The 19,515-nt window shown below is 28.7% G+C and carries 16 protein-coding genes; 10 read left to right on the top strand and 6 right to left on the bottom strand.

Features of this window, described 5'->3' with window-relative positions; translation table 11 throughout:
- Positions 1-10: 10 nt before the first annotated feature.
- Positions 11-913 carry an MBL fold metallo-hydrolase gene (locus LN42_RS03790; RefSeq protein WP_075780388.1) on the top strand — a complete coding sequence of 301 codons (903 nt, stop codon included), beginning with the start codon at positions 11-13 and terminating at the stop codon, positions 911-913.
- A 34-nt stretch (positions 914-947) separates the two neighbouring features.
- On the opposite strand, the gene LN42_RS03785 is transcribed toward LN42_RS03790, so the two are convergent.
- Positions 948-1,595, bottom strand: a complete 648-nt coding sequence (locus LN42_RS03785; RefSeq protein WP_075780387.1) for a 4Fe-4S binding protein — start codon at positions 1,593-1,595, stop codon at positions 948-950.
- Positions 1,596-1,825: 230 nt separating this feature from the next.
- Between LN42_RS03785 and LN42_RS03780 the strand changes: the two genes are divergently transcribed.
- The 7 genes from LN42_RS03780 (at position 1,826) to LN42_RS03750 (ending at position 10,694) form a co-directional block, all read left to right on the top strand.
- A complete protein-coding gene (locus LN42_RS03780) occupies positions 1,826-3,019 on the top strand; it encodes an FprA family A-type flavoprotein (protein WP_014296195.1) in 1,194 nt (397 codons plus the stop codon).
- Between the two features lie 153 nt (positions 3,020-3,172).
- A complete protein-coding gene (locus tag LN42_RS03775; RefSeq protein WP_075780386.1) occupies positions 3,173-3,856 on the top strand; it encodes a hypothetical protein in 684 nt (227 codons plus the stop codon).
- Between the two features lie 111 nt (positions 3,857-3,967).
- Positions 3,968-6,181, top strand: a complete 2,214-nt coding sequence (locus LN42_RS03770) for an AAA family ATPase (protein WP_014296193.1) — start codon at positions 3,968-3,970, stop codon at positions 6,179-6,181.
- Positions 6,182-6,237: 56 nt separating this feature from the next.
- Positions 6,238-6,570, top strand: coding sequence for a hypothetical protein (locus LN42_RS03765; RefSeq protein ID WP_014296192.1), 333 nt, complete (start codon positions 6,238-6,240; stop codon positions 6,568-6,570).
- A gap of 93 nt (positions 6,571-6,663) precedes the next feature.
- The gene (locus LN42_RS03760; protein WP_014296191.1) at positions 6,664-7,362 is read left to right on the top strand and encodes a metal ABC transporter solute-binding protein, Zn/Mn family; all 699 of its coding nucleotides are present in this window, start codon (positions 6,664-6,666) and stop codon (positions 7,360-7,362) included.
- A gap of 54 nt (positions 7,363-7,416) precedes the next feature.
- Positions 7,417-8,619, top strand: coding sequence for an NAD(P)/FAD-dependent oxidoreductase (locus LN42_RS03755; protein ID WP_014296190.1), 1,203 nt, complete (start codon positions 7,417-7,419; stop codon positions 8,617-8,619).
- A gap of 5 nt (positions 8,620-8,624) precedes the next feature.
- Entirely contained in the window at positions 8,625-10,694 is a 2,070-nt protein-coding gene (locus LN42_RS03750; RefSeq protein WP_075780385.1) for a metallophosphoesterase, read from the top strand.
- A gap of 115 nt (positions 10,695-10,809) precedes the next feature.
- Here LN42_RS03750 and arcC read toward each other — a convergent pair whose 3' ends face one another.
- Entirely contained in the window at positions 10,810-11,751 is a 942-nt protein-coding gene (arcC, locus tag LN42_RS03745; protein ID WP_014296188.1) for a carbamate kinase, read from the bottom strand.
- A 24-nt stretch (positions 11,752-11,775) separates the two neighbouring features.
- Positions 11,776-12,756 (bottom strand): ornithine carbamoyltransferase, encoded by a 981-nt coding sequence (gene argF, locus LN42_RS03740; protein ID WP_075780384.1) that lies wholly within the window; start codon positions 12,754-12,756, stop codon positions 11,776-11,778.
- Positions 12,757-12,998: 242 nt separating this feature from the next.
- Between argF and LN42_RS03735 the strand changes: the two genes are divergently transcribed.
- Together LN42_RS03735 and rbsK are read left to right on the top strand one after the other, a co-directional pair.
- Entirely contained in the window at positions 12,999-14,063 is a 1,065-nt protein-coding gene (locus LN42_RS03735; protein ID WP_075780383.1) for a hypothetical protein, read from the top strand.
- Positions 14,060-14,980 (top strand): ribokinase, encoded by a 921-nt coding sequence (gene rbsK / locus LN42_RS03730; protein ID WP_014296185.1) that lies wholly within the window; start codon positions 14,060-14,062, stop codon positions 14,978-14,980. The genes LN42_RS03735 and rbsK overlap by 4 nt, the downstream gene beginning before the upstream one ends.
- Before the next feature lie 37 nt (positions 14,981-15,017).
- Here rbsK and glgB read toward each other — a convergent pair whose 3' ends face one another.
- The 3 genes from glgB to LN42_RS03715 form a co-directional block, all read right to left on the bottom strand.
- Positions 15,018-17,216, bottom strand: coding sequence for a 1,4-alpha-glucan branching protein GlgB (gene glgB, locus LN42_RS03725; RefSeq protein WP_075780382.1), 2,199 nt, complete (start codon positions 17,214-17,216; stop codon positions 15,018-15,020).
- Between the two features lie 389 nt (positions 17,217-17,605).
- Positions 17,606-18,856 carry a glycerate kinase gene (locus tag LN42_RS03720; protein WP_075780381.1) on the bottom strand — a complete coding sequence of 417 codons (1,251 nt, stop codon included), beginning with the start codon at positions 18,854-18,856 and terminating at the stop codon, positions 17,606-17,608.
- Positions 18,857-18,924: 68 nt separating this feature from the next.
- Positions 18,925-19,515: a transglycosylase SLT domain-containing protein gene (locus LN42_RS03715; RefSeq protein ID WP_014296182.1), complete on the bottom strand. Its 591-nt coding sequence runs from the start codon at positions 19,513-19,515 to the stop codon at positions 18,925-18,927.

The following is a 19,515-nucleotide window of genomic DNA, read 5'->3' as shown; positions in this document are numbered from 1 at the left end:
GGTGGGAATTATGGAATTTCATAAAATAACGGAAAATGTATATTACATTAGCGATACAACAAATATTGGTGTAATAAGGATAAACGATAATAATGATGTGTTAATTGTAGATAGTGGTAGTGATGATTCAAAAGGAAGACGAATAGTAAAAATATTAAAGGAAAATGGTTTTCAGGTAAAATACATTATTAATACACATATGCACGCGGATCACATAGGTGGTAATCACTTTATACAAAAGCACAATCCAGAAGTAAGAATAATTTCAACAAGAGCTGAAATGAGCATAATAGAAAATCCAATATTTTTGCCTTATTTTCTCTATTCGGGAGCATATCCTGTAAGAGATTTAAGAAATAAATTCTTATTGGCAAAACCATCTAAAATAACGGATATTATTGGAATGGATGATAATACTGTGAAAGTAGAAGATGCTGAAATAGGAATAATTCGTCTTGATGGTCATACGGAATTTCAAAAGGGAATAGTTTATGAAGATGTATTATTCTGTGGAGATGCATTAATTTCAGAAGAATTATTGGAAAAACATAAAATACCCGTTAATGTAAATATAGAAAATGCAAAAAAAACATTATTAAAACTGAAAGAAACAAATTATAAATATTATCTTCCGGCTCATGGAACTTTAATAGAAGATATAAAATCATTAGCAGAGAAAAATTATGAAAGAATAAAAGAAATAGAAAATAAAATCCTTGAATTTGTGGATACAGAAAAGAGCACAGAAAAAATAGTATCTTACTTATTATATAGTTATGATTTAAATATAACAAATGCAACATTATATTATTTATATAATACTACAATAATGGGGTATCTTGGACATTTAAGAGATAATAAAAAAATAGACTTAATAGTAAAAAATAATACAGTTTACTGGAAAATAAAATAGCTACGGTTAAACCGTAGCTATTTTATTTATTGCATTATTGTTTAAAACTTTTAAGAGAAATAGCATTAACAGGACAAACAGATTGACATTGAAAACACATTAAACATTCTCTTGCTTCTATTTTCCTTTTTTTACTATCAAGGGTTATAATTGTATTTGTTGGACAAACCTGCTGACACAATCCACAGCCAATACATTTTTCTTCATCGATTTTCAATTTTGTGAAGGATTTTTGGGATAAGAAGCTAAGCATTGTTCCATAAGGACAGAGGTGTTTATGCCATAATTCTTCTTCAAAGAATAAAGTAATTAATGTAGCTGTCCCTATAATATACAATAAAATATTTACTTTGATTTTAAGCATTTTTGTAACCGCAAAAGCGCCTATAAACAATGCTAACATAAAATACCTTATAATCTTTGATTTTAAAAATGCAGGAGCTTTAAAACGTTTAATTTTAAGTTTTTTAAATATAAAATCTATAGGTTTAAATACAGTATTTATAGGACATACCCACCCACAATAAAAGCGACCAAAAAATGGAGAAATTAATAAACCAGCTACAAATACAAACATCCATTTTACAAGCTTATGATTCTTTAAAAGCATAAAAAATAATATAAAAAACGCAATTTGTGAAATATACATCAAAATAATTGTTAAACTAAGCTTTTTTTTCATAAAAAACGCTCCTTTCTGCATATTATAAATTTTCCTATATATATTATATATGTTCACATATATATAAATGTGTGATTAAAATCACGGTTAGAATGAATATAATCAGATATTTTTTGTCTAAATTAAAACATAAAATTAACGATTACTTATACACAACTATCTTAAATATATGATATAATTTCTATAGAATATGTTTAAATTTAAAATCAATTCAATTAGGAGGGGTTATTATGGATACAATTCTAAAAATAACAGATGGAATTTATTATGTAGGTGTAAATGATAGAGACACACATTTATTTGAAAATATGTGGCCATTGCCAAAAGGTGTAACTTATAACTCATATATAATAAAAGATGAAAAAAATGTATTAATTGATACTGTAAAAATTTCAAAGGTAAATGCATTTATTGAAAAGATTTATGATATTCTTGATGGTGGAAAACTTGATTATCTTGTTATTAATCATATGGAGCCTGACCATTCAGGAGCAATTGAAACAATAATGCATGAATTTCCTGAAATGAAAATAGTTGGTAACAAAAAAACATTTGAATTTTTAAAGGCATTATATGATATTGAAGATAATCTATATGAAATTAAAGATGGAGATGAAATAGATTTAGGAAAACATAAATTGAAATTCTTTTTAACTCCTATGGTACACTGGCCAGAAACAATGATGACATATGAAATAACAGATAAAATAATATTTACAGGTGACGCATTTGGAGGTTTTGGTTCACTTGATGGTGGGGTATTTGATGATGAAGTTGATATTGAATATTATGAAAATGAAATAAGAAGATATTATTCTAATATAGTTGGAAAATTTGGTCCAATGGTTCAAAGAGCAATGAAAAAGGTTGGAGGACTTGATATTGAAATAGTTGCACCAACACATGGTCCTGTATGGAGAAGTAACCCTGGCCGAATATTGGAATTATACGACAAATGGAGTAAATATGAAACAGAAGAAGGTGTTGTAATAGTATATGGAACTATGTATGGAAATACAGAAAAAATGGCAGACTATATTGCACGTTGCCTTGCTGATGAAGGAATTAAAAATATCAGAGTTATGAATTCGTCAAATACTCATGAATCATATATTATAAATGAAATATGGAGATTTAAAGGTGTAATCTTAGGAACAAATACATATAATAATGATATCTTTCCACCAATGGAAAAGGTAATTATAAATTTAGCCCATAAAGGTATTAAAAACAGGGTATTTGGAGTATTTGGAACATATGGATGGAGTGGCGGTGGAGTAAAAGGTATTGTAGAATATATTAATAAAAACAAATGGGAAATGGTTGCAGATCCAGTTGAAGTCCAATTTTCAGCTAAAGAAGAAAGTTATGAAAAATTAAGAGAATTGGCTAAAGCAATGGCAAAAAGAATAAAAGAAAATTGAATAAGTTGAATTTAAATCCTCTGCAAAAAATGCAGAGGATTTTTTTTAAGTTTTTTCTAAGTAAGTTCTAAGTTTTCTTTAAGGTTTATAAGGTATTATAATGGTGTCGAAAATAAATAAAATAAAGAACCAAAATTATGGAGGTGAATTACTATGAAAAAGTTTTTAACAACATTATTGATTGGCGGATTGATGGCAGGTTCAATCTTTGCATTTGGAGGTGCAGCATTGCCAGGAGCATATCAACCACTAAATGCTCCAGTTTATCAACGTTACCAGCAGGTGAAAGGTGGATATTGGCTTAATGATGAAAATCTTATTGAAGTAAAAGGAACAGTTGAAAGTATTTCAACAGAAGAAGATTTTCCAGGAATATTGTTTGTAACTGTAAAAACAGAAGATGGAAATAGCTACATAGTACATGTAAATGCAAGATATGCTGTAGATCTAAAAGAAGGTGACAGTGTAGAATTAAAAGGTTGGATTGCAGAATTTAAAGATGAAAAAATATTCAGACCTGTTGAAGCAAAGGTAAATGGAGAAGAAGTATATAATAGAAATCAGTTTTTCAGAAGAACTGCTGTAAGGGCAAATGTTAGACCATATGCAGGAAAACCATTTGGATATAATCCAATACCAAATAAACCACCAGTTAGAAGACCTGGTAGCAGAATACCTATGAATTATTATGGAAGAACACCTATGGGTGCATGGGAAAGACCCATGATGAATTATAATTATCCAGGTTCAGGATATTACAATGAAATACCAGGATATACACCAAAATACCCTCACGATGATTGGAACTATTATGGACCAAGAGCTCCAAGATGGTGAAGGAAGTCCCGGGAAACCGGGACTTTTTTATGTTATAATTAAGATAGTTGGATTTTACGATTATAAAACAATAATAGATATACTAAAAAAATATAAAAACAGGTGATAATAATGTTTATAGATTTTTTATATGATTTTGACTTAACAAAAGACCAGAGTTTTGTTGCAGAAGAATTGGATAAATTTTTATATAATCAAAAGGATTTTCTTATTGTTCAGGGAAGTGCCGGAACAGGTAAGACATTTTTAATCTCTCAATTTGCACGATATTTAAAAAGAAAGAATAAAGATTTTGTTTTTTTGGCGCCAACTGGAAGGGCTGCTGATATATTATCGAATAAATCAGGCTTTCAATCATATACTATTCATAGTGTTATATATGATTTTAGTCATGAAAGAATTAATTTTGAAGAAGATATATTTCAGGTGTTTTTTAATTTAAAGGAAGATTGGAAAGAAGATATGATTTTTATAGTAGATGAAAGTTCTATGATTTCTGATTCAAAAGGAATAGATGATGGGCATTTAGTTTTTGGAAGCGGAAAATTATTAACAGACTTAATATCTTATGTGTTTAATTACGGTTCAAATAACAAAATTATTTTTTTAGGTGATGAAAATCAACTACCTCCAGTCAATTCATCATTTTCTCCAGCTTTAAATAGAGTATATTTAGAAAAACAATTTAATTTGAAAGGAAATAAGGTATTCCTTGAAGATGTTGTTAGGCAGGAAAAAGAGAGTGGAATTTTAAAGAATTCAAATATATTAAAGGAAAAAATAAAAAGAAAAAACTATTATTTTTTAGATTTTGTATTTGAAAATGACTTTCTTAGAGAAGATAATATAATAGAAAATTATATGGAAAATAATGGAAATTTAAAGGATAAAATTATCTTATGTTCAACTAATAAAATAGCGCTTGAATATAATAAAATAATTAGAAAAAAATTGGGATATTTCAGAGATATTGAAATTGGTGATATTCTATTAAATACAAAGAATTCAAAATTTTTTGGCAAGGTTTTTAATGGCGAGTTTTTTGAAGTTGTTAAGATATATGATTATATTTCTGAGAATGTGGAGATAAAGAATAAATTTGTGATACCAATTGAATTGTATAAGCTTTCTCTAAAAAAAATAAACTCAAAAGAAAAAACATATGATGTCTGGATTTTAGGAAATGCATTAAAAGCAAAAGAATTAAGCGTTGATAATTTAACGTATTATGCATTATATAAATATATATTGGGTGATGATGTAAAGAATATTAATTTTGATATCATTGAAAAATTGAAAAGCAATCCTTACTTTAATGCCCTGCATATGAAGTATGGATATGCTGTTACAGTTCATAAAGCTCAGGGAGGAGAATGGGATACAGTATATGTAGATTGCCGCTATTATAATAATTATAAAACTGAAGAATACTTTAGATGGTTATATACTTCAATAACGCGTTCAAAAAAGAAGGTATATTTAAAGAATATCCCTGCATTTAGAAGTGGATACTGGAATAAAATAAAGGTTTTAACGGATTATAAAATTTCGAAAAATATAAAAATTGAATATACTTTATATTTTAAAGACGAAGGAACAAAGCATATATACGAAGAATTTAGAAATATGATATCAAATGAGGGATTTCAGATAATTGGGGTAAAACATTTTCAATATCAGGAAGTCTATTATTTAAAAAAGGAAAATGACTTTTTAATTGTTCAATTATATTACAACAAAAAATATGAAGCAACCACTTTGAAAATAATTGAAAGCACCAATGAAAATGTTGCAAATGAATTTCTTAATTTGTTCAATAAAGGTGAAATACAAATAAAAGAGATAAATAACGAAATTAAAAGTAACAATAAATGTATTAAAGCATATGTTGATGGAAGTTATGATAATAAAATTAAAAGATATGGTTCAGGAATTGTGATTATAGACGATAATAACATAGGTGAATATTATTGTTATGGTGAAAATGAAGAATTATTAAAATATAGAAATATTTCCGGAGAGATTATAGCAACATTAATAGCTCTGGAATATGCTAAACAAAATCATGTTGAATGTATGGAAATATATTATGATTATTCCGGGATTGAAAATTGGGCTTTGGGATATTGGAAGACAAATAATTATTTAACAAAAAGATATAAGGAATTATTTGATAAATATATAAATGATTATACTTTAAAAGTTATATTTAGGAAGGTTAAAGCACATAGCGGGAACAACTATAATGAAATTGCTGATAAACTTGCAAAAAAAGCACTATTTGAAAGAAAATGCAACGTTGAAAAGTTTTTTGTAAATGTTTAGCAATGGAAAAGTATTTAAATTCTATTATAATTAAAAAAAATAAGTGGAGTGATTTTATGTTTTTTGATGATTTTGAAATTTTTGATGATTTTGATGATTTTGAGGAAGTATTTGACAAAATGCAGCATACAGAAGTATGTCCCCCCTGTGTACAATGTGGATACTGTTGTAAACACACACCATGTTTTTATGGAGAGTGGGATGAAGAAAAACAACAATGCAAATTTTTAACAGAAGATAATAAATGTAGTAAATATGATGAAATTGTAAAATACGAAGAAAGTATAAATGCAGAGGTTAGAATGTTTGGTTCTGGTTGCTGTTTAAATTATCTTAATCCAGATAGAATAGCGAAAATAAGAAAAATTAATAATCATAAGTCTGAATAATCCCTCTATAAAGAGGGATTATTTTGTTTCTTTATTTTGAGGTTTTATGATATAATAAAATTCTGTGGATAGAAAATTTATGGAGGTTTGTATATGAAGAAAATTCTGTTTTTATTTATTGTTTCAGTAAACATTATAATTTATGGATTAAACATAGTTACATCGATAAAACCACTCGAATTAATTACAAAAGAACTGGCTCCTGATTCAACTATTACCAGTTTATTTAAAACCAATTCTGATTTTTCTAAAAAATATAGTATAACAGATAATGTTGATCTCGTAATACTTTTAAACGATGAAATAAAAACGCCTGAAAATATTCAAAAAGTGGTATTATCAGAAGGTGTATTATTTTATCCATATAATGAAAACCCTTTTTTATGGACAGATCCATTATATTCTGTTGTAATTGCGTATAAGATAGAAAAGAAATTAGAAAAAATAGATCCGGAAAATGCGATGAATTATAGAAATAACCTTCTTGAAATGACACAGAAATTAATATCGATGTCAGATAATTTTGCCAAAATAGTCGATAAAAAACAATTGAAGGTTATAGATCTTAACGGATTGTTGATACATTTCTACAAGAGATATAAAATTCAATATGAAACTCCTAAGGAAGATTATATAATAACCGCTTCAGATACACTGGTGACAAATGTTGATTACCATAATTTAAATTTAAAAGCATTGCCTAATTTAAAGATAAAAATAGATGTATTTGCAACGAATTACTCCACATTAATTGATTTTTATGAATCAATATTTAAAGAATTTGAAAAATAAAAATTGGACAGTCAAATGACTGTCCAATTTTTAAAAATATGGAGGTAATTATAAATGGAAATATATGATGTAATCATTATTGGAGCAGGACCCGCTGGATTATTTGCAGGAATAAATTTAAAAAATAAAAAAGTACTTATATTAGAAAAAAAGGATAAACCTGGAAGAAAATTATTAATTTCAGGTGGAGGAAAATGTAATATAACAAATACAGGTAAAATTACAGAATTTATTACACATTACGGTGAGAAAAAGAATTTTGTAAAAAAAGCCATATATGCCTTTTCAAATGATGATTTAATTAATTTTTTTGAAATAAATTTTTATATTGACGATTCTGGAAAGGTATTTCCAGAATCAATGAGAGCAAAAGAAATTTTAAATTATCTTTTAGATGAATATCTTGAAGATAAAAAACATGAAATTATATATAACTCAAAGGTTGAAAAGGTTATTAAATCTGATGAATATTTTAAGGTATATACAGAATCCGGGATATTCAATGCAAAAAATTTAATAGTAGCCACAGGTGGAAAATCCTTCCCAATGACTGGAAGTACGGGAGATGGATATAAAATTGCAAAGAGTTTTGGGCATACAATAATTTCTCCCAGACCAGCGTTAACCCCGATTGAGATAGAGAATTATCCATTTGTAGATCTTGCGGGAATTTCTATTAATGTATGGATAAAAAAAGCAAAAAATAAGATGTATGGCAGTTTATTATTTACTCATAAAGGTTTTTCAGGTCCGGTAGTATTGAATTTTTCCAGATATTTAAATGATGGAGATAAAATTCAGATTTCCTTTGTTGATTTTGATAATGAAGAAAAGTTTCGTAAATATTTTGTTGAAAAATCCAATCAAAATAAAAATATGTTATTATACGATTTTTTGAAAAAAGAGTTTCGTTTTCCCAGAAGATTTATTGCTGTGATGTTTAGAATATTAAATATCGATAAAAATAAAAGATTAAATAATCTCTCTAGACATGAAAGGAATAATGTGATACAATATCTTGTTAATCATGAATTTAAAGTGAAAAAAATAGGTGATTTTAACATTGCAATGGTAACTAAAGGGGGAATTGACACCAGAGAGATTAATTCAAAAAGTATGGAATCAAAATTGGTAGAAAATTTATATTTTATAGGAGAGGTTGTTGATGTTGATGGCTACACAGGAGGATATAACCTGCAATGGGCATTTTCATCAGCATATATTGCAGCTAAGAATATTATTGAAAAGGGAGGCTGAAAAAATTGAGAAAATTAAAGTTTTTAATTATGTTATTGTTAATTATTTCGGTAAGTATATTTGCCAGAGTTAATATTTATGTGATTTCAGATATTAATATCTATGATTTACCGTTTTTCTCAAAAGCAAAAACAGGTGATTATATAATAGCAAATGATTATATATCTGTTGTAATTGGTTCAAAGGATAGAGATGATGGATTGGCTGGAAAGATTATAGAAGCTTATGACAATGAAACAAAAAGAACATTAATAGATGAATATAAGATATTTATTCAAAATAAAATATCCTCTCCATTAAAAATAAAATTATATAAAACAAACAAATATGCAAAAATAGAATTTGAAATGAATGATGGAAATATTCAGGAATACTACCTTGGAGATAATAAAAAGTATATAGAGATAAAAAATTATATATACAATAAATCTTCTAAGAAAATAAAAATAATGTTAAAGGACATAGTCTCTTTTAAAGAATTATTCCCAATAATAATTAAAACAAATGAAAATGGAAAAAAGGTATTGGAAATTCAGGAAAATTTTATATCTTATAGTATATCTTCGGAAAATACGAAAATATTTAGAACATTATTTACTAAAAATTTCGGAGCAGTTATATATAAGCCAGTATATATAAATCCAGATGAAGAAAAGGTATTTTCAAGAAGATTATATATCAGTAAAAATATAGAAGATACAAGAAAAGAAAATTTAAATGCTGAGGAAACATTTAAAGGAAAAATCATTCCATTTGAGAAGATAAGTACATTAGCAAATTTGCCAGTTGTATTATATGACTCAGATGAAAATATGATTTCATTGACTTATACAAATTCCAAAGGCGAATTTTCATTTAGCAATGTAGAGTCAGGATATTATATTTCCATTCAAAATTCCGGTTTTTCAAATAAAAAGATCAAAATAGAAAATCCTGAAAAATTTCTTGAATTGAAAACGTCCCCAATTTATAATAAAAACATATATATATGGCCAGTTTATTTGACAAATCACACAGAAAATTCTGTAATTCTAAACTGGAAAACTATGATTGCAGCAACGGCAGATATTAAAGTTTATAATCGTGGCGAATTAATAAAAACCATTTATGTGAAAAATCCAATGACAATACAACATGTTCCAATAACAGGATTAGTTCCAGGGGAAAAATATGTTTATGAGGTGAATATTAATAATTATTTTGTACCTGCAAATATAAAAACCGTTGGTGAATTTAAAACAAAATCATTAAATGAAGATAATTTAATCTTTGCAGTTTATGGAGATACCAGAACATATCATGAACTACATAAAATGGTGTGTGATGAAATAGCTAAAGAAAATCCAGAATTTGTAATAAATGTTGGAGATCTTGTTGAAAAAGGAGATTACTTACCTGATTGGGATCATTTCTTTAATGAAATATCTAATCTGGCTGAAAAATCAGTATATTATCCACTATTGGGAAATCATGAGAGAAATTCAACATATTATTATGAAGCATTTTATCTTCCACAAGGCAGTGGAGATTATGATAAAAGATGGTATTCTTTTAAATATGGAAAATTATTATTTGTATTTCTTGATTCAAATGCAATTGGTACAAAGCAACTGGAAGACGCCCAATTAAAATGGTTAAAAGAACTTTTTGAAAAGAATAAAAATACGACAAAGTTGGTGTTTTTCCATCATCCATTCTGGAATAATGCAGTAGATTATTATAGCACTTCAGAAAGACATTTAGAAGAAATATGGAGAACGTTGTTTGAAAAATATGATGTTAAAGCTGTATTTAACGGTCATGTTCACAGTTATGAAAGACATGAAAAGAATGGAATAATATATGTTATTACCGGTGGTGGGGGAGCTCCTTTGGAGGTTGAACATAAAAAAGATATAGAGCCAACAACGGTAAAACTTGATTATGGAGAATATCATTATATAATTGCAAAAGTGGAAAAGGATAAAATTATATTTAAAGTTATTGGTGTTGGCCATATTGTCGATAAACTCAATACTGAAAAAATTACAAAACACCATAAAATTATCGATACTTTTGAAATAAAAATAAAATAAAAAACCGGCAAGCTTTGAGCTTGCCGGATATTGTTTTAAAAGGGCCTGGATTGTGGGGAGAGGGAGAGATTCACAATCCAGACAATGGTTTTAGTTTATATCTCTCGCTTTTTTATTATGGTACAATTTTTGTTCCTGTTTTTCCTTCAAGAGCTTCTTTTAATTTTTCCATATCTGTAATTAATGCAGGTTTTCCTGTGTCCTTTACAAAGGAAATACATGATTCTACTTTTGGTAACATGCTTCCTTTAGCAAAGTGCCCTTCTTCAATATATTTTTCAGCTTCTGCAATTGTTAATGTGTCTAATGCTTTTTGATCAGGTTTGTTGAAGTTAATATATACCTTTTCAACAGCTGTTAAGATAATAAATTCATCAGCTCCTAATTCCTTTGCCAATAATGCAGATGCTCTATCTTTATCAATAACAGCTTCAACACCTTTTAATTCACCATTTTCATCATAAATTACAGGAATTCCTCCACCGCCACCAGCTACAACAATAACATCTTTTTCTATTAATTCTTTTATCGTGTTCTTTTCAACAGCGTCAAGAGGAATTGGTGATGGAACAACTCTTCTCCATCCTCTTCCTGCATCTTCTTTAAAGATCCAGCCTTTTTCTTCCATCATTTTTTTAGCTTCTTCTTCACTATAGAATGGACCAACTGGTTTTGAAGGATTCTGGAATCCAGGATCATTTTTATCTACAACAATTTGAGTAACAACTGCTGCAACATCTCTTTCAACGTTTCTTTCCTTTAATATGTTTTTCAATTCCTGTACAATCATATAACCGAGATATCCCTGTGTCATAGCCCCCAATACATCCATAGGAAATGGTGGGATAGTATCTTTAGCAATATCCTGTTGTAATAACAAATTTCCAACCTGTGGACCATTTCCATGTGTAATTACCAGGTCATAACCCATTTCAATCATGTCTGCCAGATAGGATGCAGTTGTTCTGATGTTTTTAAACATGTTTTCTGCTGTTGGCTTTTCACCAGGTCTGTTAACTGCATTACCTCCTATGGCTACAACTGCGAGTCTTTTCATGTAAATTCCCCCTTTTGCGGTGTTTTATAATGTAGCTACCATAATAGCCTTTATTGTGTGCATTCTGTTTTCTGCCTGATCGAATACCTTTGAATGTCTGCTTCTAAATACTTCATCTGTAACTTCTCTAATATCAAGACCTCTTTCTTTAGCTTCTCTTGCAACCTTTGTTTCAAAATCGTGGAATGAAGGGAGACAGTGTAAGAAAATTACATTTGGATTTTCTGTTCTCTTAATTAAGTCCATGTCAACTCTATATGGAGTTAATAATTCAACTCTTTCAGGCATTTTATCTTCTTCACCCATTGATACCCAAACATCTGTGTAAATTACATCTGCTCCTTTTACTCCATCAAGATCTGAAGTATATTCAATAACAGCTCCTGTTTCTTTTGCTGTTTCTAAAGCTTCATTCATCATTTCATTAGATGGTTTTAAAGCTTCAGGTCCTACTGCTACATAATGCATTCCCATTTTCGCAGAAATTCTCATTAATGTATTTGCAACATTATTTCTTGTATCTCCAATAAATACAACTTTCATTTCATTTAATGGTTTGTGGATGAATTCCATCATTGTCATAACATCTGCCAATCCCTGTGTTGGATGTGCTTCATCAGTTAAACCATTCCATACAGGAACACCTGAATATTTAGCTAAATCTTCAACAACCTTTTGTTCAAATCCTCTGTATTCAATACCATCATACATTCTTCCTAAAACCTTTGCAGTGTCTTCGATAGATTCTTTTTTACCCATTTGACTGTTTGTAAGGAATGTAACGTGTGCTCCTTCGTCTAATGCAGCTACTTCAAAAGCTGTTCTTGTTCTTGTTGATGTTTTATCAAAAATTAAAACAATGTTTTTTCCTTTTAATGTTTCTGTTCTAATACCTGCTCTTTTTTTTGATTTTAAATCAAAAGCTAAATTTAATAAATATTTTATTTCTTCTGGTGTATAATCCTTTAATGATAATAAGCTTCTTCCTTTTAAATTTACTGGCATTTTAAATCTCCTCCTTTATGTTTAAAAGTATTTAACCTTTCAGATGTATTATACATCTTGAAGAGATTTTCTCAAAACGAAAAATCTTTTTAAATTTAACCAGTATGAAGAAAATTTCATGATTATAATTTATTATTTTGAGTATGCGTAAGTATGATTGAGTATGCGTGAGTATGCGTGAGTATGCTTAATTTCGAAAAAATATATGATATAATAAAATAGAAAAAGTGAGGTGTAAAGCTATGTGGAAAAATTATATCATAATATTACTGATTTTTGTATTATTTTTTTCATCTTGTATAAAAAAAGCTGAACCGATTGTTGACACCAATTTTTCTGATTTGTCTGATAATCAAAAAGAAATCCTGATAAGAGTAATGGCTGCAGCATATAATGCTGGGGAAAATAGGGATTTTAAAGATATTTTAAATAATTATGTTTATAGTACTTCATATACTTATGATGAAAATATATGGGGCAATTATAAATATTTCACTGGATTAAGCAATATTATGCCAACGAAGAATTTAACCTTAAAAGATATAGATTCAGAAGATAAAAGGATAGAAATTTATGTTGGAAATATTATGAATAATTATATAAATAACAGTAATTCTGTTAAACTTATAGATGCATTTGATGAAAAGATTCCTGTAAATCCTCAAAAAACAGATAGGGATTTTTCCAATTTAAATCCAGAATTATTATCCAGTTATGAGAAAAGAGATTTTCTTGTTGAAAGAGTCTATAATCTTATTTCAAGAGATTATAATGATAAATATTTATTCAGAACATGGTATGATAAATATTTTAGTGAAGAATTAACCAACGAAGAAATACGAAAATATGCAGAATATATTGTTGATGTTGCATATACATATACGCATTCAAATATAATTCTGGAAAACAAAACATCTTATGACCCTCCAAAAGTATATCTAAACCATATACCTGTTGAATTGGCTCTTGCAATAATATATCAGGAGTCAAAATTCTTTCCAGGAACATTTAGGGCAGAAATTAGGGATAATAAAATATATGCCATTTCATTTGGATTAAGCCATATATTAATAGACGCAGACTTTTTATATATCGCTTCATCTAATGATGATATTGGTGATGGAATAATAAAACAATATAAATTTAATCAAATTTCAAGTTATTATCTTGGCAATAATTTAAATGAAGAAACATATTTTTCAGATTGGGATTTAATTACAATTCGTGGGTCGATATTATATGAATTAATATTTTTAGACTCGCTTTATCAAAAATTTATAGTAGATGTGAAGGAGGCTATAAAATGATAGGAGTTATAGGTAGTTCAAATATGGATATTGTTTTAACTGTAGAACATTTCACCAATCCCGGGGAAACTCAAAAAGCAAAAGAATTGGAATACTTTCCAGGAGGAAAAGGAGCAAATCAGGCTGTTGCTGCAGCAAAACTTTCAAATAAAGAAGTATACTTTTTTACAGCGCTTGGAAATGATGAATTTGGGAAAAAGCTTGCCAGGAATTTTGACGAATTAAATATAAAAGGATATGTTTATACAGATTTGCCAACAGGAAGAGCATATATCGAAGTAACAAAAAAAGGAGAAAATAGAATAGTTATATTTGAAGGAGCAAATGGTTTTATTACGCCTGAAATTGTTGAAAAAAAGATAGGGATTTTGCAGGAATATAAATATTTTTTGTTGCAAAATGAAATACCTTTTGAAACAACATTGCATGTAGCAAAAATATTAAAATCTAAAAAGAAGATAGTTATATTTGATCCGGCACCAGCTCCCAACATAACAGATGAAATTTTTAAGTATGTTGATTATTTTACACCAAATGAGGAAGAATTTAAGTATCTTTCAAATAAATTTTTTAACCTTGATCCAGAAAAAAATTTAAAAGAGATATTAAGAAAGTTCTTTAATCTCGGAATAAAAAATATTATATTAAAACGCGGGCCAGAAGACGTAATATTATATAATAGAAATTATATATTGAAAATTCCTGCATTTAAGTTTGAAAATGTAATTGATACCACAGCGGCTGGAGATGTTTTTAATGGGGCATTGGCTACTGCATTAGAAGAGGGTAAAAATATTAAAGAGGCAATAGTTTTTGCATGTGCAGCAGCAGGATTGTCTGTTACAAGAAAGGGTGCTCAATCATCAATACCTGCTCGTAAAGAGGTTGATGAATTTCTGGAAACAATAGATAGATAAAAAAAGCCAGAGTTTTTAAAAACTCTGGCTTTTAAAATTATTGTTTCTTCCATTTAAAATATATTCCTGCAAGAGGAGGTAAGGTAATATTAATTGAGTATTCTCTTCCGTGGAATGGAATATGCTCTGCATATATTCCGCCCTGGTTTCCTACATTACTTCCCCAATATATTTCAGAATCTGTATTTAATATTTCTTTATAAAATCCGGGTTTTGGAACACCTATTCTATAATCATATCTTACAACAGGTGTGAAATTAAATACTGCAACAATAAATTCATCAGGATTTTTACCCTTTCTAATAAATGAAATAACACTATTTTCAGCATCATTATAATCTATCCATTCAAATCCTTCAGGCGAATAATCAACTTCATATAATTCGGGGTTTTCTTTATACAACCTATTAAGATCATCGATTAATTTTAACATCTTTTTATGAGAATCAAATTCTAACAAATTCCAATCAAGTGCTTTTTTACAATTCCATTCATTAAATTGAGCTATATCATTGCCCATAAACAATAATTTTTTTCCTGGATGTGCGAACATATAAGAATAGAATAACCTTAAATTAGCAAATTTTTGCCAGTAATCCCCGGGCATTTTATTTATCATAGAACCTTTTCCGTGAACAACTTCATCATGAGATAAAACGAGTATATAATTTTCCGAAAATGCATATACCAGTGAAAAAGTCAATTCATTTTGATGATGTTTTCTAAATAATGGATCTCTGGCCATATATCTCAATGAATCATTCATCCATCCCATATTCCATTTCATGGAAAAACCGAGACCGCCAAGATCTACAGGTTTAGATACTCCTGGCCATGCAGTTGATTCTTCAGCGATAGTCAATATTCCAGGGAAGTATTTATGAGTAATTGAATTAAAGTATTTTAAAAATTCTATAGCTTCAAGGTTTTCTCTACCGCCATAAATATTTGGTATCCATTCTCCTTCTTTTCTACTAAAATCAAGATATAACATAGAAGCCACAGCGTCAACTCTTAAGCCATCTATATGAAATTTATCGAGCCAATAAAGTGCATTGGATATAAGGAAATTCTTAACTTCATTTCTTCCATAATTGAATATATATGTTCCCCAATCTGGATGTTCTCCTAATCGAGGATCCATATGTTCATATAAGGCTGTTCCATCAAATTTTCCTAAGCCATGTGCGTCTTTTGGAAAATGCCCTGGAACCCAATCAAGTATAACTCCAATATTATGTTGATGCATATAATCAACAAAGTACATAAAATCTTCAGGTGTTCCATAACGACTTGTTGGTGAAAAGTAACCTGTTACCTGATATCCCCACGATTCATCAAGAGGGTGTTCTAAAACTGGCATAATTTCAATATGAGTGTATCCATGTTTTTTTACGTATTCAACCAACTGATGTGCCAGTTCTCTATAATTTAAGAATTCATCATTATTTTTTTTCTTCCATGAACCAAGATGAACTTCGTAAATAGAAATAGGTTTTTCAAACCAATTTGTTTCTCTTCTTTTATCCATCCATTTTTTGTCATTCCATCTGTGTTTATTATTTAAATCATAAACAATGGAAGCATTTTTAGGACGCAATTCAGTATATGTTGCATATGGATCGGCCTTTAATAATAATTCCCCGGTTTGTGTTTTTATTTCAAATTTATAAATATCTCCTTCTTGAACCAATGGAATAAAAATTTCCCAGACTCCAGAACTTCCGAGAACTCTCATTTGATGAACTCTGCCATCCCAATTATTAAAATTACCAACTACGCTTACTCTCTTAGCATTTGGTGCCCATACTGCAAAATATGTTCCTTTTGCACCATCTATTTCCATTGGATGAGCACCAAGCTTTTCATAAATCTTATGATTATTTCCTTCATTAAAAAGATACAGATCATAGTCTGTAAGAACAGGTAGAAAACTGTATGGATCCCGTGACTTCCAGCTATTTCCAATTGAATCAGTGTATAAAAATTCATATTTAAAGAATGTTTTTCTTTTTAAAACTTTTTCAAATAATCCATCTGGATGTATTTTTTCCATTTTGTATTTTCTTTTTGTTTTTGTATCTAAATTGATTATTTCTATTTTTTCAGCAAAAGGGTGAAATGTTCTTATAACAATTTCCTTTTCATTTAATTTATGAATTCCTAAAACTGAAAACGGGTCATGATGCTCAGCATTTACTATTTTTAACATTTCATCATTAAGCATGCTTCCCATATTAATACCCCCTTACACGGTTAGCTTTTGAGAAAATCAAAGAAAAAAGAAGATTTTTCCTTTTACTTGTCTTTCTTTAATTATAACACATTTTTTTGCGCTGTCAATAGAAAGTATAAAAAATATTAAAAAAAATATAAAATCCTCTGAAAATAATATTTGAATGTCCAATAATTAAAAACGCTCAAACCTTGATTGCAAATCTTCAAAAATAGCTCATTCCCACCGGTCGTTGCAGACTCACGTCCATGTTCGTCTTCACTCAAAATCACATCCATGTGATTTTGACCGGTTCCATTCGCTATTTTTTCAGGCAATCTGCGAGTTTTCGCTTTTTTAAATTATTGGACACTGTAAAAATAATATATTCTTCAGAGGATTTTATATTTTTAATCAACAAGTAATATCATTATATCATTGACATTGGTTCCAGTGGGTCCGGTTTTTAAAAGAGCCTCACCTTCACTTAACCCATTATAGGTGTCATTATTTTCTAAATAAATTTCAGGATCAAGCCCTTTTTTTCGAATTTTAGTTATTGTTTTTCCGTTTACAATTCCTCCTGCTGCATCTGTTGGACCATCTGTTCCATCTGTTCCAAAGGAAGAAAAATAAACATTTTCAAAACCTTCTATATCAATAGCAAAAGAATATGATAATTCTTGATTTCTTCCACCATAACCAGTTCCTTTAACATAAACTATGGTTTCTCCTCCAGCGATTATTGCAGCAGGAGGTTTTAAGGGATTTCCCGTTGTAATTATTTCCTTGGCAATTCCAGCAAAGATTTTTCCAGCTTCCTTTGCTTCGGCATTTAATATGGAAGTAAGCAATAATGTATTATATCCCAATTCTTTAGCTTTTTTTATAGCTTCTTCACAGGCAAGTCTTACACTTCCAATTATTATATGTTTGGCATTTTGAATATTTTTTGGTGTTTCTTTTTTCAGGAGTGAAAGTATTTTATCATTAATATTTAACTCATATTTTTTTATTACATTTAACACGTCATTGTATGTATATTTATCAGGATAGGCTGGACCGGAAGCAATACTTTCAAGATTATCGCCAAGTACATCGGACAATACAAGAGCATATATATTTTTTGGATAAATTAAATTAGCAAATTTTCCACCTTTTACCCTGGAAAGTCTTTTTCTTATCATGTTTATTTCATTAATTTCAGCACCAGATTTTAAAAGTTGATCGGTAATATTCTGTATGTCATGTAATGTAATATTATCTTCTGGCATTTCAAATAACGCTGAACCACCACCGGATATTAAAAATAAAATAATATAATCATCTGGTAACTTTTTAATTCTTTCAATTGCGATTTTTGTGGCATTTAAACTGTTTTCATCTGGTATTGGGTGTCCTGCTTCAAAGATTTCAAGTGAATCGATTTTTCCCAGGCTATGCTTATATTTTGTAATAACTATACCAGCTTTTATTTTATCTTTTAATATTTCTTTAGCAGCATTAGCCATTCTCCATGCAGCCTTTCCAATTGATAATAAGAATATTTTATTATTGTTTTGAATTTCTGAAAATTTACTTATATGTTTTTTTACGGCATTTTCGGGTAATACAGAATTAATGGTATGGGAAATAATTTCTCTTAGTTCTTTCTCGGCCATAGCAATTCCCCCTTTCATCTTTATTATAACATAATAATAAAAAACCCTGCATTTTTGCAGGGTTTTGTTTAAATAATTGGATATTCTATTGTAATTTGTGCAATTTTAAATACTACCTTTTCTAAGTAATAGGAATTACCTCCGCCATTATACCATCCTACAGCATGGGTTATATCACCGTGTATTTCCTGTAAATAAGATAAATAAGCAGTTCCTACAAGAATATTATATTTAGGATCAAATAATAATCTATCCTTTATCCATTTTAAATCTGTGGATTTGTAGCCGTATTTTTCAAATCTGTCATAATACATTTCAATAATATATTTAGCTGTTTCAGCACGAATTTGCATGTATCCAATCTCTCCATATTTTCCTATAACGTTTCTAAAACTCGTTTCAATATCGATAATAGAGGCTATGAGAATTGGTGAAATGTTAAATTCCTTTGATGCTAATAAAATGCCTTCTGCTAATGCTACTTTTCTTTCTGGTTTTAATTCTTTTCCTGTAGTAAGTTTGTATTCTCGGTTCATAAAGTCCATTAAAAAGATTTTTAAATTTGTTTCGTTTGTAAGGTTATAATTCTTATCATTTCCAAAATTGAGAATACTTACTACAAGTATTAAGATGATAATAAGATGTTTTTTTATAAACAT

The organism is Marinitoga sp. 1137 (genome assembly GCF_001941525.1).
Lineage (GTDB): Bacteria > Thermotogota > Thermotogae > Petrotogales > Petrotogaceae > Marinitoga > Marinitoga piezophila.
This window is presented reverse-complemented; position numbering and strand designations above follow the sequence as displayed.

What these genes read in the sequence shown, in the direction of transcription:
- LN42_RS03790 (WP_075780388.1), top strand. Translation starts at nt 11, where the DNA reads ATGGAATTTCATAAAATAACGGAAAATGTATATTACATTAGCGATACA.
- LN42_RS03785 (WP_075780387.1), bottom strand. Translation starts at nt 1,595, where the DNA reads ATGAAAAAAAAGCTTAGTTTAACAATTATTTTGATGTATATTTCACAA.
- LN42_RS03780 (WP_014296195.1), top strand. Translation starts at nt 1,826, where the DNA reads ATGGATACAATTCTAAAAATAACAGATGGAATTTATTATGTAGGTGTA.
- LN42_RS03775 (WP_075780386.1), top strand. Translation starts at nt 3,173, where the DNA reads ATGAAAAAGTTTTTAACAACATTATTGATTGGCGGATTGATGGCAGGT.
- LN42_RS03770 (WP_014296193.1), top strand. Translation starts at nt 3,968, where the DNA reads ATGTTTATAGATTTTTTATATGATTTTGACTTAACAAAAGACCAGAGT.
- LN42_RS03765 (WP_014296192.1), top strand. Translation starts at nt 6,238, where the DNA reads ATGTTTTTTGATGATTTTGAAATTTTTGATGATTTTGATGATTTTGAG.
- LN42_RS03760 (WP_014296191.1), top strand. Translation starts at nt 6,664, where the DNA reads ATGAAGAAAATTCTGTTTTTATTTATTGTTTCAGTAAACATTATAATT.
- LN42_RS03755 (WP_014296190.1), top strand. Translation starts at nt 7,417, where the DNA reads ATGGAAATATATGATGTAATCATTATTGGAGCAGGACCCGCTGGATTA.
- arcC (WP_014296188.1), bottom strand. Translation starts at nt 11,751, where the DNA reads ATGAAAAGACTCGCAGTTGTAGCCATAGGAGGTAATGCAGTTAACAGA.
- argF (WP_075780384.1), bottom strand. Translation starts at nt 12,756, where the DNA reads ATGCCAGTAAATTTAAAAGGAAGAAGCTTATTATCATTAAAGGATTAT.
- LN42_RS03735 (WP_075780383.1), top strand. Translation starts at nt 12,999, where the DNA reads ATGTGGAAAAATTATATCATAATATTACTGATTTTTGTATTATTTTTT.
- rbsK (WP_014296185.1), top strand. Translation starts at nt 14,060, where the DNA reads ATGATAGGAGTTATAGGTAGTTCAAATATGGATATTGTTTTAACTGTA.
- glgB (WP_075780382.1), bottom strand. Translation starts at nt 17,216, where the DNA reads ATGGGAAGCATGCTTAATGATGAAATGTTAAAAATAGTAAATGCTGAG.
- LN42_RS03720 (WP_075780381.1), bottom strand. Translation starts at nt 18,856, where the DNA reads ATGGCCGAGAAAGAACTAAGAGAAATTATTTCCCATACCATTAATTCT.
- LN42_RS03715 (WP_014296182.1), bottom strand. Translation starts at nt 19,515, where the DNA reads ATGTTTATAAAAAAACATCTTATTATCATCTTAATACTTGTAGTAAGT.